At 40.0% G+C, this 15809-nt stretch carries 11 protein-coding genes; 10 read left to right on the top strand and 1 reads right to left on the bottom strand.

All coding sequences use genetic code 11. From position 1 onward, the window contains the following. Nucleotides 1-198 (bottom strand): hypothetical protein (locus B6K08_RS12260; RefSeq protein ID WP_234985365.1); only part of this gene is annotated, 198 nt, incomplete at its 3' end. 223 nt (nucleotides 199-421) lie between these two features. Here B6K08_RS12260 and B6K08_RS12265 point away from each other — a divergent pair. The 10 genes from B6K08_RS12265 (at nucleotide 422) to B6K08_RS12310 (ending at nucleotide 15792) form a co-directional block, all read left to right on the top strand. Beyond that, a complete protein-coding gene (locus tag B6K08_RS12265; protein ID WP_080326231.1) occupies nucleotides 422-1516 on the top strand; it encodes a methyltransferase domain-containing protein in 1095 nt (364 codons plus the stop codon). A 2-nt stretch (nucleotides 1517-1518) separates the two neighbouring features. Further along, nucleotides 1519-3072, top strand: coding sequence for a glycosyltransferase (locus tag B6K08_RS12270; RefSeq protein WP_080326232.1), 1554 nt, complete (start codon nucleotides 1519-1521; stop codon nucleotides 3070-3072). Between the two features lie 39 nt (nucleotides 3073-3111). Then, nucleotides 3112-4314, top strand: a complete 1203-nt coding sequence (locus tag B6K08_RS12275) for an ATP-grasp domain-containing protein (protein WP_200810432.1) — start codon at nucleotides 3112-3114, stop codon at nucleotides 4312-4314. 28 nt (nucleotides 4315-4342) lie between these two features. Beyond that, complete coding sequence (locus B6K08_RS14285) at nucleotides 4343-6046, top strand: glycosyltransferase family protein (RefSeq protein ID WP_327078482.1); 1704 nt, start codon at nucleotides 4343-4345, stop codon at nucleotides 6044-6046. Continuing rightward, the gene (locus tag B6K08_RS12285) at nucleotides 6046-7251 is read left to right on the top strand and encodes an autotransporter strand-loop-strand O-heptosyltransferase (RefSeq protein WP_080326233.1); all 1206 of its coding nucleotides are present in this window, start codon (nucleotides 6046-6048) and stop codon (nucleotides 7249-7251) included. Before B6K08_RS14285 ends, B6K08_RS12285 begins: the two co-directional genes overlap by 1 nt. A 37-nt stretch (nucleotides 7252-7288) precedes the next feature. After that, nucleotides 7289-8515, top strand: coding sequence for a glycosyltransferase family 8 protein (locus tag B6K08_RS12290; RefSeq protein ID WP_080326234.1), 1227 nt, complete (start codon nucleotides 7289-7291; stop codon nucleotides 8513-8515). 213 nt (nucleotides 8516-8728) lie between these two features. After that, the gene (locus B6K08_RS12295) at nucleotides 8729-11035 is read left to right on the top strand and encodes a flagellin N-terminal helical domain-containing protein (RefSeq protein WP_268761952.1); all 2307 of its coding nucleotides are present in this window, start codon (nucleotides 8729-8731) and stop codon (nucleotides 11033-11035) included. A gap of 153 nt (nucleotides 11036-11188) precedes the next feature. Then, a complete protein-coding gene (locus tag B6K08_RS12300; RefSeq protein ID WP_159446784.1) occupies nucleotides 11189-13678 on the top strand; it encodes an NHL repeat-containing protein in 2490 nt (829 codons plus the stop codon). A gap of 4 nt (nucleotides 13679-13682) precedes the next feature. Next, nucleotides 13683-15053, top strand: coding sequence for a Gfo/Idh/MocA family oxidoreductase (locus tag B6K08_RS12305; protein WP_080326237.1), 1371 nt, complete (start codon nucleotides 13683-13685; stop codon nucleotides 15051-15053). Further along, complete coding sequence (locus B6K08_RS12310; protein WP_080326238.1) at nucleotides 15046-15792, top strand: glycerophosphodiester phosphodiesterase; 747 nt, start codon at nucleotides 15046-15048, stop codon at nucleotides 15790-15792. The genes B6K08_RS12305 and B6K08_RS12310 overlap by 8 nt, the downstream gene beginning before the upstream one ends. Nucleotides 15793-15809: the final 17 nt, after the last annotated feature.

The raw sequence follows: 15809 nt of genomic DNA on the forward strand, positions 1-15809 counted from the left end.
TGGTAATTTAGTTCTGATGCCGTCTTGAAAGTTATTCTTCTTGAGAGTACGCAGCTTGCTGCGAGATAATCCAGTTAATCTGCCAAGCTCTGCAAGATTTACCTTATCCAAAGGTATATTGTGGCCTGTCTTGGCTTCCATTACTTCTAAGGCTTGTGCTATAATTGGCACTAAGCCATTACTTTTTATATCATTCACATTGTCTCCTTCCAGCTGGGTTGATTGGTCACTATCCAGTTTAGAGGAAACGAATGAAAAAAGGAATGGCTATTTTATGTTGACTAAAATCGGCTAATTTTGACCGACCTGGAGTGGCTAATTTCGACCGACTCCAACAAAATGCATATCCAAAGATTATATAAGGATATGTGAGATTAGTTGTTGTGATATGGGAGTTGACAGACTAAGTTGGTGACGGAATATGCTGTGTAGGTTAGTAAGATATAATTTTTTAGATTTTGAGGTTCATGTAGTTGAATCTGCTTGTAAGGACAGCCAAAACACTGTGTCAATTGAAGGATTTTGTCCAGATGAAAATCTTGATTCGGATCGCTATTATGCGTTTGGATTGATTTTTAAGGTAACTCAAGTACAAAGATGCATATGTGCCTTTAAACTCCAAGGAGAATTAGAGCTGCTTAATACAGAGTATGCAACAGCTGATGACCTATATAAAGAAAGCCTGACTTTACTTTATGAGATTCTGGATGAAAAAATTGAGGAATTAGAGCGTATTTTGCACTGTACGATTGTCAAACCTCCATTGTCAGGGGTGATTGGCGAAAAAGGAAAGAAGAAGTGTGCCTGCTGTGGTAGTGTATTTGATGAGTATGTCCCACTATCTCCTTATTATAAGGAGCAGGCTAAGAAAAATCATGTTTCGGATGATTTCCGTTCAGAGATGGTAAACAAATTGCAATATTCATGCCCCGTATGTGGTGCTGCAGATAGAGAACGAGCTTACGCCATCTGTATGAAAAAGGAACTTGCGAAGGATGCTTGCTTACGTGTATTGGATATAGCACCATCCATGGCATTGGGGAATTTCATATGCCGGACATTTCCAAACGTGGAGTATAGGACGGCTGATTTATTTATGCCTGGTGTAGACTATAAGATTGATATAATGCATATGGATATTATTCCGGACGGAAGTATAGACTTTTTTATATGTTCACACGTACTGGAACATGTTAGTGACGATATGCAGGCAATGTTTGAACTAAGAAGAATACTCTCTGCTGAAGGCAAAGGTATCCTAGTTGTTCCTATTGATCTTAATGCAGAGGGAATAGATGAGGATCCATCATGCTCTGATGAAGGCGAACGATGGCGAAGGTTTTACCAGAACGACCATATAAGGCGATATTCACGTCGAGGTTTTTTGAATCGTATCCATCGGGCTGGATTCAATGTTAAGGAGTGCGACAGAGAATATTTTGGACGGGAAGTTATGAAAAAGAATGGGCTGATAGATACATCTTGTGTGTATCTAGTTTCAAAAAATGAGGAGTAAAAATGGTGGATGAAAAAAGCATTGCAATAATTCTTTGGATTAATGACGAAGAAGCAGGAAGAAAGCAAGGGGAATATATGAAGGCTTTGCGAATTCCTGAAGGTTATAGTGTGGAATTATTTGAGGTCATTGATGCATCACTTCGTTTGGAAGCCTATGTTAAAGAGGCCAGTCAGACTAAAGCAAAATATAAGGTATATCTTGATGCAAAGACTGTTATGGTCAATGAAAATATTTTAGAAGATATACTTAGTGTGTTCAATAAAGATGCATCAATTGGAATGATAGGATTAATTGGTACGGAAAAAATCCCGACAAGTGGAGTATGTGTATGGGCAAATAAAAGAATTGGCAAAGCTATAGGCTATAATGGGGAAACGTTTGAAAAGGGAAAATTTATAGACGATTATATGGAGGTTATGGCCATTGACGGTTTCTGGATGGCGACTCAGTATGATTTGCCATGGAGGACAGACTTGTTTTATACAGATGCGTTCTGGGATGTCGCTCAGTGCATAGAATACAGAAAAGCAGGGTATAAGGTCGTTGTTCCTAAACAAACGGATTACTGGTGCATAGCTAATTGGGCAGAGCAAAGGCAACATGATAAGGCAAGTCAGGATATATTTTTAGATACATATTCGAAAGATATTTTCCCGCTGGTTTCTGTAGTAATCCCAACGTATAATCGTCCTGAATATTTTAGGGAAGCTCTTGAAAGTGTCCTTTCACAAACGTATAGAAACATTGAAGTCTTTATTACAGACAATAGTCATAATACTAAAACGAAAGAGTTAATAGTTCCGTATCTTAAAAAATATAGAAACATTATTTATGAGCATCATCCGGATTTTGAATCAAATGACAATTGGAATAGAGCACGAAAATATAATAATCCTGATGCAGTGTATGTGAATTGGTTGATGGACGATGACCTGTTTGTGCCTGAAAAGATTGCGAAAATGGTTGATTGTTATGAACAAAACGAAGGTCTTGCTCTTGTTACGTCGTATCGGGAAATGATTGGAGCAAATGGTGAGAAAATTAACGATTCCCAGTGGAAACCTGTGTTTAATCAAACAACACGTGTTGATGGGGGGACTGTGGGCAGAGAGATACTTGTTTCAGGACAAAATTTTGTAGGTGAGCCAACAACTGTGCTCATAAAAAAGGAATATCTAAATAATAATGATCTCGGCTTCAGTGGAGAAGAAGGGGAATATTTTTTAAGTGATTTCCCAACTTGGCTAGCCTGTCTGCAGCATGGTGATTTGTTGTATATTAGGGAGAGCTTGAGTTTGTTCCGTATACACGAAGGACAAAGTCAAAGAACTCCTAGAACAATGTTGAAAGGTGCGATTTGCTGGGGGCTTGAGATTGAATATGCGTATAAAAACAAATTGTATCTTGCAAGCTTGGAAGATTTTGAAATGGCATTATTCACCTGGATAAACAATGTGCTATTTGTGCTAAAAAAAATAAGGGAAAACCGATATGAATCTGATTCAATAGATGTGCTTAAATCTTTGGTTAGTCGCCTGATAGTGGTGAAGTAATTGTATAAAAGTTATTTTGGCCTTGAGGAGGAAGATTTATTGAAAAATAAGCTGATGATTCTAGGCGGATCAAGATATATTATTCCAGTTGTCGAGAAAGCCCATGCAATGGGGATTTATGTAATAACTTGTGATTATCTACCTGATAATATCGGGCATAAATATTCGGATGAATATCACAATGTTAGTATTACAGATAAAGAAAATGTTTTAGAACTGGCTAAGAAACTTCAGATTGATGGAATTGTTTCATTTGCTACTGATCCTGGTGTAGTAACCGCTGCTTATGTGGCCGAAAAAATGGGATTGCCTGGATGCCCATATAAATCCGTAGAAATTTTGCAAAACAAAGATAAATTTCGTAAATTTCTATCAGATAATAATTTTAATGTTCCTAAAGCACAAGGATATAGCTCAAAAGAAGAGGCTCTTGAGGGTATAAAGCATTTTTTATTACCAGTTATTGTTAAGCCTGTTGATTCTGCTGGCAGTAAAGGCGTATCACGTGTGGATAAACTTGAAGAGTTGGGGGCGGCGTTAGATGATGCATTCGAACATTCATTGTCCGGACGTGTCATTGTAGAAGAATTTTTGGAAAAAGTTGGTTGCTCATCCGACACGGATTGTTTTTCTGTCAATAGTGAGTTGGTATTTGCTAGTTTTGATTGCCAATGCTTTGATGATGATTCGATTAATCCATATACGCCGTCTGGATATAGTTGGCCATCAGATATGCCTGTGTCTGCTCAGAGTGAATTACGGGGTGAACTGCAAAGATTGATTAAATTGTTGCAGTTAGGAACTTCTATATATAATGTGGAAACACGTTTTTGTACAGATGGCAAACCGTATATTATGGAGGTATCACCGCGTGGTGGCGGCAATCGCCTTTCAGAAATGCTAAAGCTGGCGTGCGGGCAGGATTTGATTGAAGCGAATATACGTGGTGCATTGGGCATGCCTATTCAAGACTTACATGATCCAGTATATACAGGTGCATGGGCGGAGTATATCATCCATAGTAATAAATCAGGAATATTCAAAAAGATACTTGTCGATGATTTATTTGCTCAAAAGCACGTTGTGGAATGTGATATGTGGGTTGAATCTGGTACACAGGTTTCTGAGTTTTCAGGCGCAAATGCAGCAATTGGAACATTAGTGTTGCATTTCCATGATATTGATGAGGCACGGTCGGCATTGCGTGATATAAAAAAGTTTGTAAGTGTGGTTGTAGTGTAAGAAGCGTTTTGGCTGGAAAAAGAAGAATATGGAAATTAAATTACAATCAGAGCATACGCAAGTATTATTAAGTCTGATAGAAAAAACTGAACAAAATATAAAGGTAATGGTAATAAACAGTGTTGAGTATATTGGGGAAATTCGTCGGATTGTGCCCAATGCTGATATTACGGCAGTGATAAACGGTGAGGAGGCTGTTGACAAGAGCAGGTATGAAGGATTGGGAATACATTGGATTAACGAGAATTATTTGAGTAACAGTATTCCGGTTCAGCCGGAGAGCTTTGACGTAATTATAGGGGAAGATTTGTTTTTTAGATCCTGCAATCCCGTAAGAATGGCAAGCTTATTAAGCACTTGTTTGTCAGAAACAGGTTATGTAGTTGTTTCCTTTGCTAATTCGCTCTATTGGAAAAGTGTTGTGGAGACTATGCGGGGAAATTCTGACCGATTTATTGACAGGGTATTTACAGATGAAAGTATTTTAGATGTACTTCATAATGCAAAATTTCAAGATATCAATTTTACCCCCGTAGTTGATTGCAGTAATGAAGGCAAAGCATGCATTGAACAATTAGTTTCTGGTGGCTTTGACAATACGTCGAATATTTTGAGCGTAAAAATGTGGTGTGTAAAAGCACTTAAGTTTTATCCGGATAAAATTGAATTTAAGCGACGTTATGGTAAAAACGTGCGCTGGACTTTGGTAACCAGACTTCTTAGAGTGGAGTACGGTATTGATAGCATTGATACTACGAATGAGATATTGCATTTGGCGGATAAAGAAGCAATAGCTACATCAGATATTGTGGTTTTTATATTTAATCATGTTCATAATGTAGGTCAGTTTATGAGTAACTTTGTTCCTGGTTTTTACCGAGCAGGCCGTATAAAGCTGCTTAGAGAATTGCTTGATGTGATGGTAGACTTTTATCGTGCCAATACAGATTATGATACAATTATCGAATGGAAAAAATGTATTGATGAGCTTGATGAGTATCCGGATGAGCTTCTGCCATCCACTGATAAAAGTTCATCTATTGTAAATGACGCTTCGAATGTTTTGCCTGAAAAGAAAGTAGCATTCATTGCCTGTGTCAATGATGAGGAATGGTATCATGAGACACAGCTGTATATAAATAATTTGAATGTTCCTGATGGTATGGCGATAGAACTGGTGCCGATTCGAGGGGCCAAGTCCATTTGTCAGGGATACAATTTGGGAATGAAGCATACGGATGCTAAATATAAAGTATATTTGCATCAGGATGTACTAATTACGAATAGAGATTTTATTAGCGATATGCTTGATATTTTTGCAGATAAAACCATTGGAGCAATGGGAGTAATTGGAGCACAAAACTTACCATCCAATGGTGTGTGGTGGGATACGTCACGGCCCGTTGGGCGGGCATTACAAATCATGGATCCGGAGAGCATCCTAAAGTACCGTTATCCCGAGTTTGATGGTAATTGCATGGATGTAGAGGCAGTTGACGGAATTATGATAGCAACCCAAGTGGATATTCCTTGGCGGGAGGATTTATTTACCGGCTGGCATTTTTATGATATATCCCAGTGCAAGGAAATGCAGCGGCACGGATATCGGGTAGTGGTGCCCCAGCAAGATGATTTCTGGTGTATTCATTGTTCTGCACCGAAACTGTTGGATGATTCATATGACAAGTATCAGCAGGTGTTTATGGAAGAATATATGGAGAGAAATATATAATGCATAAGTATCCTATTTTTTATTTTTCGATACTAAAGGATGAAATACAGCCGGAGCAGATTGGCAGGCTCTTGTACTTTGAAAAAGCAGCTGGTGATGTGAAGCTGGAGACGGGTATAGATGGCTTGAAATTTGATTTCAATGCGGGGGCTCGTTTGGAAGTACCGGAAGGAAATTGGCATATCAAAATTTCTGATTTTGATACGGGCCTTGTCGGTTTTGATGGGGAAATTTCCCAGCAGGTTCTGGTGTCACTGGAAAAATACTATGTTCATTGGTACATCGAGGCTTGGCTGGATGGCGAAAAGGTTTTCGAGCATTTGATGGACCTTCATAATAAGGATATTTACATTTTTATGGTAAATGGTGTTTTAGGGGATACTATTTCTGTTTTGCCATATATAAACGAATTGAAGCGGATTTATGATGCCAATATATTTTTATATCCACCTAAAAGCTTTGTTCCGCTGTGTCAAGAGTATATGCCGGATATAATCTTAACGGAGGAAATACCAGATGATTGTTATGTGGGCTTTTGTCTGGCAGTGTTTGATTTGCCGCCGTATCTTATTCCGGATGATTCCCGACGGTGGCCGCCATATATGTCGGCTAAGGCTATATTGGGGCTACACCATACGGCTGAACCGATTCTTTATTATCCTACTGCTCCAAGGCAGATACAGGAAAGATATGTTTGCATCGCTGTGCAGGCTTCGGGTATAGTGAAGCGGTGGCTTTATCCGGATGGCTGGGATATTGTGGTGGAATATTTAAAGAGCCTTGGCTATCGGGTACTATGCATTGATGGTGCCAATAAGGTTGAAGAAAATGGTTATGAAATAACCATGCCAGCGGGAGCCGAGGACTTTACTGGTATGCATCCCCTTATGGAGCGAATAAATCTATTGGCCTATGCAGATTTTTTTATTGGACTTGGCAGTGGCCTGTCCTGGCTGGCAGATGCCTGCAATATTCCAGTTGTGCTTATAAGTGGTTTCAGTTTGCCTATTGGGGAATTTGACACACCGTATCGGGTTTATAATCAGTTGGTGTGTCATGGCTGTTATAATGACTTGAAGGTTAATTGGAAAGAGGTGTGTCCATATAACAAGGGGACAGAACGAGAATTTGAGTGCAGCAAATCGATAACCCCGCTTCAGGTGGTGCAGGCCATAGAGCGGCTTATTGATGATAAGGGATTATAGGTGTGCTTTAATAATTGAGACATTTTAAGGAGCTAGTATGAGTACCACAATTCATGTATGTTATTCATTGAATGATATAAGCGGGAAATACACCAAGTTTATTGGTGCTTCCCTTTGTTCTTTGTGGGAAAATACCCCATATCATGTGACAGCACATATTCTGCATGATGATACCTTAACCGATGAAAACAGGAATCATCTTGTAAATTTGGCGCAATATTATGGGCAGGAAATATTTTTTTACAATGTGTTGCATTATTCCGCAATGGTTGATTTTATTGCAAAAATGAATCGTATCTATATGTCACGCTATCAGGGAATGTTTTACCGTCTTGGCGCAGGAATAATTTTGCCATCACATGTAGAAAAAATCATTTATCTTGATGCGGATGTTATTGTTCACATGGATATTGCCAAGCTGTGGGATATACGCCTGGATAATGCAAGTATTGCTGCTGTACCAGACAGTATCGTGGGTATGCTGCCCCCTGAACGGGCCCCTCTATTGGTGAAAACTGGAATAGTGGCTCAGGATAAGTATTTTAATTCTGGTGTTCTTGTAATGAACATGAATTATTTTAGGGAACATCCCCAGCTTGCCGATGAAATGGTTGATTTTTTATTGGAGCATGAGAACTGGCGGGAATATCCCGATCAGGATTTCTTGAACTATTCTTTTCGAAATTCGTGCAAATATCTTCCGATAGAGTTTAATTATCTGGTAAGCTATGCCAGATGGCATAATTTGTTCAGAGAAAAAGCAATTTTTCATTATGCTGGAAGTGTTTTTGGTTTTGATTTGTCAGATTGCTTTAGTAATTTGTTCTGGCATTATTTATATAAGACGCCATGGCAAAATGAGGTCGCAGTAACGCAGAGCTTGTCTGAATTAGGCAAGCTTTGTCGTGAAACTGTCGAGAAGGCCGCAGTGCTAAGATTGTTGCTGGAAAGAACGGAACGTATATTTTTTGGAAGTCCGGCCTTGTATTCTGAATTGGGACCATCTTTTAAAGGTATGTTTTATGATAGCGGAGAGGATATAAACAGCAGCCTGTCATGTGGTGACATGCTTGATGTTTTTGATACTATTCCTGTTGATGAAAGAGTAATTGTGGTGGTCAGCCGTCATTATGAAGCTCTGAAAAATTGGTTTTCCGGTATGGGGCTGAAGGAGGGCAGTGACTTTGTGAATGGCTATGTCCTGACATTGCCGGAGCAAAAGATAGCATATTTTAGTGATTCAGCAATAATAGGGCGGTGTTGATAGCTATTGTCGGCGATGAGCATACGCCGACATTTTTTATTGCAAAAAAACTTTTTGGACTTTAGAAAAGGCCATGTTTTTTCGATTAACTAAGTGAATATTGTTATAGAGAATGCTTTAATGTGTGTTTCGCAAGGATGTTGAAAATGTTTAATTTAGCAAGGATGCTAGGCGGTGAAGCTTAATGGTAATCACGAATAATGCTTCCGCGGGATTTATTCTGGGAACTTTAAACAAGAATATAAACAAAAAAATAAGGCCGCCCAACAGCTGGCATTAGGAGAGAAAATCCGTAATGCCGGTGATGATGCTTCAGGATATGCAATTTCTGAAAGAATGCGGGTGAGGATACGCTCTTTGGATCAGGCGGATGCCAATGTGCAGAATGGTGCATCCATGCTACGTGTGGCTGAGGGGGCTATCCAGAGCCAGATTAATCTCCTTCGTACTGTAAAGGCGAAGGTTATTGACGCGCATAATGATACGAATACTGATGATGATCGGGCGATTATCCAAAAGGAAATCACCGAGTATTATAATGAAATAAATGATATTGCTGCTGAAACTACTTTTAATGGCAAGCATTTGCTGCTTGGCACGAAGGTCAGTGAAGCTGTAAAGAGTTGGTTTAAGCTGGATCATGCCGAAAAGCTGGAGGGTAGTGATGCTTTTAATTTTGTTTCAGGCTCCTATAATCCGTTGGATGGGCAGGAAGGACCTTTTGCGGTCTTTGGTACAGATAGTGATAATCCACAGTATGATGGATATAAAATAAATACAATAAGTACTAATGCTATGTCTGGTGGTACTGAGGATACGCCAAGAGTTATTGGCATTGATTTTGGTGATACTGTTACTAGGCCAGAAATATATAACAGGGCTTTTAAGGTATCCTATAGGGGAGGCGAACAAATATTTGTATTAACTAACAATATGAGTAATAATTATAGGGGCGCGAATGTGCATAAAATCGATGCAACCCGGTATGATGCATTTACATATGTGGTTATGGATTTGGCAGCTCACTTAAGTGAATATGTAGATGTAAAGTATGATTCCACATATGGAGGCTCAAATAGGATTATCCTAACAACTGTTGAGGCTGGAGATATAACTAATGACACGAGTTTATATAATGTAGAAGGTGTAGCCTTGGAGGGGGGAGATGGCTATACTGCAGCTCAGGCGTTACCTGCATCTATGATTAATCCCGCATCCATGCAAAGTATCACACATCCAGGCAAAGATGGTTTTACGGCCACTTGGACGATGAACTTGTCCAGTTATGGTAGTGCGGATGATTTGATTGCTGAGTTTGCGGGAAAAGCCATTTATCATAGTGGCAATGAGCAATATTATGAGTTTATTGATAGCAGTAAGTCACCAACTATCGACAGTATTTCAAAGATAAATGGATCTACGGTCATTGATTTGAACAGTATTCGTGGTAGCAGTTCTGCCACTGAAGCGTTTGTTAGTCTGGTAACCTCTGCGATGGGGGCCTTGGCAGAAGCCAAAACAAGCGGTTCAAGTGTGACGGGCATAACTTTTAATGCTACGGTACGCGGTGAGGAAGGCAATAATCAGAAAATTTCGCTCGTGCAAGGCAGTTTGCGGGATTATACCATAGATTTTAATAGCCTGCTAAGTGGTGCGGACATTCCTTCAACACTGGACGGTCAGGGCTTCCGTTTCTATGATGCCACCAATGCGAATCAATGGGTAAATGTTTTGTTCGTCAATGGAATAAATCCTAATGATGATGAGCGTCCGCCTAGTGGGGGAAACGGCATGGATATAGATACCCTGGTAGTGGATGTATCCGATGTCACCAGCGTTGATGACCTTGTCAGAACTCTTTATATGGGGGATGGGGACAAAAACGAGCAGGGGCTGTCACAGTTCCTTGCTAACTCTAGCCAAAATTTCCGTGTGGCAGCGGATTTAACTGCTGGTACTATAACCATTTATGATACTAGAAAGTATACTGTTCTCAACGGACAGACGGAAAAGGGTGCTAAGATTGCTAATGGTATTGTGGACAACGTGGTGAATGATTATCGTAATACCTACGTAAATGATTTGGTTATTCAGCATACGGATAAATCATCTGCCAATATTCATGTAAGGATTCCGCAAACTACCATGGACCAGATTTTTGGTTACAAGATTGGTGAAAAAACATTGGATGATTATAGCATAATGACCTCGGAAAAGCGGGAGTTCCTCTTGGGACAGGATTATCCAGTTAAGTACACTGGTGCTTTGGATAAGGGGTTGCAGTATCTGATTGATGCCAACACTCTGATTGGTGCTCAGATTGTTCACATGGAAAATGCGGATACCAATATCGTTACTGAACTGGAAAATACTACAGCGGCGGAATCGGTAATTCGTGATGCAGATATTGCCAAGAGTGCCATGGATATGGCTACGGCCAACATATTGAGCCAGTCGACTATGGCAATGTTGAGTCAGTTTAATCATAGCTCTTCTGATGTATTAAATTTATTACAATAATTCTGAATAAAAGTGCCTATTTTCTACAAATTACGCAGGAGATAGGTACTTTTTTGTATAATATTATATTATAGTTCATTTTATTGATAGGGTGTGTTTTTAATTGATGGATCGGGCCGTACAAAAAAACTGTTAGAGCTTCTCACATCATTGTTGCAGATTTTTAGACAGATCGACTGGCAGGATAATAAGCAGAGCCAAATGGTGTTGGGGATTTTGCAGAGTGTGGATGATAAGTGCAGAAAAGGTTTTCAAAAAGTAGTTTATGAACAATATCATGATATGATTGGTTCACTGTGTCAGATAATATTAGATACAGATTGGTCGGTACTAGGCACTGACGAATTAAAAGAATGTCGTAGCCTTTGCAGTGAGATTGTGGAATGTGTATTGCAAAGCCTTCGGGAAGAGAAGTATATTAAAAAGGAGATTTTTTTCCTGCCCTATAAGGCGTCCATGTGGGACAGTTTAGAAAGCGTTTGGAAAGCTGCTGTGGAAGATAAGGAACATTGTGAAGCCTATGTTGTGCCCATCCCATATTATGATATAGATAGTGATGGATCTCTTGGTGAGATGCACTGTGAGGCCGACCTATTCCCTGAGTATGTGCCAGTTTTAGACTGGCACGATTTTCAATTGGACAGGCTAAAAGAAATCCATCCGGATGCTATTTTTATACACAATCCCTATGATGATGCAAATACAGTCACGACAGTGGCAGAACAATATTATTCTCGCAACCTTAATGTTGTTACTGAAAATTTGTATTATATTCCGTACTATGCTACTACTGGTGGAATGGCTGAAAGTCAGGCTATGCTGCCGGCATACGAAAATGCTGATGCAATATTTGTACAAGCTGAACGCCTGATAGGCTTTTTTGATGAGTCAGTTCGTCACAAGATATTTCCATTAGGGTCCCCTAAATTTGATAGTGTGATTCATCTATGTCAGAATCCTCCTGCCTTGCCAGAGGGGTGGGCGGAAAAGATGAAGGGGAAGGCAGTTTATTTTTATAATACCAGTCTGGGCGGCATGCTTGCGGATACAGAGGCATTTATGCAGAAAATGGCGTATGTATTTAATACCTTTGTAGGCCGCAAGGATGCTTGTATATTATGGCGTCCTCATCCATTGCTACAGTCTACGTTAAAGTCAGTTCATCCAGAGGCGTTTCCTACTTATGAAAAAATGCGGGATTTATTTATTAAGAGCAACCTTGGTATTTATGATGATTCCCCGTCTATGGAAACGGCTATCGCTTGTTCAGATGTATATATAGGTGATCTTGGTACCAGTGTTACTTCCTTATTTGGAGTGGCTGGAAAACCAATCTTTGCTTTGGATAATCAGATACATGAGTTGCCAGGAACCAATGATTGGCGGGGCAAAGCTGTTAACGGTATTGCCCATTACACAGGGGATTGGCTTATTACCTGGAATAACTGTCTGCTTTATTCACCAAATCATGATTATAACTATGAGTTCTATTGCCGCCTTCATGATGATCAGGATGGAAATTACTACAGTACAGTTTGGACTAAGGATGATAAGATTTATGTGTGTCCATCAAATATACAGAATATCTTGGTGCTACAGGACCATAAAATTGTTAAAACCATTCCATTGCGAGAAGAGAAAAATCAGGGGGGACTATTTGCCGGTTCCTGTATGATTGGTGATAAGATTTTTTTGAGACCATTGCGTTATCCGTCCATTGTTTGTCTTGATACCAGAGATGATACTGTATCATATATAGAAGGCCTCAAAGGCATTATAAGTATGAAGCAGGATGATGATTGGTTGATGGGTGGCTGGTGCCTGTTAAATGATAAGCTATATATTTCTGCAATTAACAGTGCAAAACAAATCATTATAACTCCTGAGACAGCTTCTGTTGAGATACGCGATATAGCTCCAAATCACAAAATCGGATTTAATGTATTGTTTTCAGATGGAGATTATATTTGGATGTACGCAGCCCAGGGGCAGGAAATTTGGAAATGGAACCCGAATAATGGCAGTATTAAAAAGTATTGTGGATTTCCAGAGGGCTTTACCTGCTATCATCCGGGAATGCATTATGAGTGTGACATACAGCCTCTTGGTTCTACAGCCTATAACGAGAAGTATCTGTATATAGTGCCGAATTGGGGAAATCAATTTTTGAAGCTAAATAAGTCTACTGGTGAAATTACCAAGTGGGATGCACCATTTGAGGCGAGTCCCCAGACGGATAATGGTTATCTATACACTTGGGGTATTGGTGGTTTTATTTGGGAAAGCTTTGAATGTAACAGCAAGGATTTAAAGTTCGTTTATTGGCCAACCCGTAAGCTGTACCATGTGAATTTGGATGAGGATATTTGGGAAGAAGTACCAATTACCTTTGATGATGAAAGTAAATTCAATATGGAAATTGGCTATGACCGTATGTCAGCCTGGTTCTTGTATGGCTGTATGGAAAATGCTTTTAATTCCTTGAAAGATTTACTTGATGACAATATCCATGGCAAGCAGTTTGATAGGGAGCAACAGCTGTCAGCATATTCTAGCATTGCGGCCAATAATGATGGTACTGCGGGGGAAAAGATATATGATTTTGTCATGGAGCGAATGATGGCGAACAAAGAAATGAGTTGATGCTATGGTTAAGGTAATTACATATGGTACCTATGATTTGTTTCATGAGGGGCACTATCGCTTGCTTCAAAGAGCCAAAGCTTTGGGGGATTATCTGATTGTGGGAGTGACCACTGAAAGCTTTGATGAGGCCAGAGGAAAACTAAATGTGGTGGATTCTCTTATGACCCGCATAGAGAACGTGAAGAAAACAGGCTTTGCTGATGAAGTGATAGTGGAAGACCATGTGGGGCAAAAGGTAGAGGATATACAAAAGTATGATGTGGATATTTTTGTCCTTGGTTCGGATTGGACGGGGAAATTTGACTATCTCAAAGACTTTTGTGAGGTTAGATATCTGGAGCGGACTAAGGGCGTTTCCAGCACTATGAAGCGTGCCAGCAACAACAAAATAATTCGTATGGGCCTTATAGGAAGTGGCCGTATCGCCCGCCGTTTTATTCCGGAGGCCAAGTATGTAAGTGGTATGGAGTTTGCTGGAGTATTTAATCCTCATATTGAAAGTGCCAGAAAATTTGCTGAGGAAATGGACTGCGAATTTTACACGGATAATGAGGAAGAATTCTACGAGCATGTAGACGCTGTGGATGTTTGTGTACCTCATCAATTTCATTATCAATATACTAAAAATGCCCTGCTCCACGGCAAACATGTTTTGTGTGAGAAGCCTATAACCTTGAATAAGGCAGAGGCGGAGGAACTGTTTAAAATTGCTGAAGAAAAGAGGCTGATTCTGATGGAAGCCCTGAAAACTGCCTATACTCCCGGGTTTATTCGGTTGCTGTCCATGGTGCAGAGCGGCATCATTGGCGAAATACGCGATGTTGAATCGGCTTTTACAAGAATTATGCCGGAGCGTAATACCAGAGAGCTTACTGACCCTGTAAACGGTGGCAGCTTTACTGAGTTTGGCAGTTATACCCTTTTGCCGATAATAAAGCTGTTGGGTAAGGACTATAAATCAGTCCGTTTTGAGTGTTTTAAGGCTGAAAATGGTATCGACCTTTATGCTAAGGCATATTTTAATTATGGCAGCAGTATGGCCACAGCCAAAACAGGTGTTAAGGTAAAGTCGGATGGTCATTTGCTGATTTCCGGCACTAGAGGTTATATATTTGTTCCGGCCCCTTGGTGGAAGACAACGGAGTTTGAAATTTGTTATGAGGACTTTAATCAGAACGAGAAGTTCTTTACCAAGTATTTGGGTGACGGGCTACGCTATGAGCTTAGTGATTTTGTTTCCACAATCAACGGCCATCCCAAGGGGGGCTTTAAGCTTACAAGAGCTGAATCCATTGCTATAGCCGAGGTTATGGAAAAATTCCTGGCCTGGCGTTCTTCCACACCTATTGAGGAGGGCAAGGTAATTGAGTAAAACAAAAATATATGCCCATAGGGGCGCTTCCGGCTGGGATAAGCAATATGCCCCGGAAAATACCATGCCAGCCTTTGAAAAGGCCGTTGCAATGGGGGCGGATGGTGTTGAACTGGATGTTCAGCTCACAAGGGATGGGGAGATTGTTATCTGCCATGATGAAAAAATTGACCGTACCAGCGATGGCGGTGGTTGGCTGAAGGATTTTACACTAAAAGAACTGCGGGAGTTTTCCTTTTCCAAGACTCATCCGGAATATGGTGATGTGAAAATTCCTACTTTAAGGGAGTTTTTGGAGTTTTTTGCTCCAACGGGTAAAGAGCTAAACATAGAATTAAAGACATCTGCTATCTTTTATGATGGGCTGGAGAAAAAGACTGCAGCAATGGTAAGGGAATTTGGAATGGAGGATAGGGTTATTTATTCTTCATTTAATCATTATAGCCTTAAGCTGTTGAAGGAGACTGTGCCTGAGGCCCGTATCGGCCTTTTGATGGGACAGAATTTTGTGGATGTTCCTGGATATACTACCATGATGCAGGCAGAGGCAGTTCACCCGAACTACCAGCATATAGATAAGGAATATATAGATAAATGCCATGCCCATGGAATAAAGGTAAATACCTGGACAGTGGATCCACGGGTAGAAATGCAGCGATTCTGTGATTATGGGGTGGATGTAATTATCACTGACTGCCCTGATAACGGTAGAAAAATTGCTGATGGATTATTGCAATAGTTTTTAAAGAGGTTTTT

The organism is Anaerovibrio lipolyticus DSM 3074 (assembly GCF_900141865.1).
Lineage (GTDB): Bacteria > Bacillota > Negativicutes > Selenomonadales > Selenomonadaceae > Anaerovibrio > Anaerovibrio lipolyticus.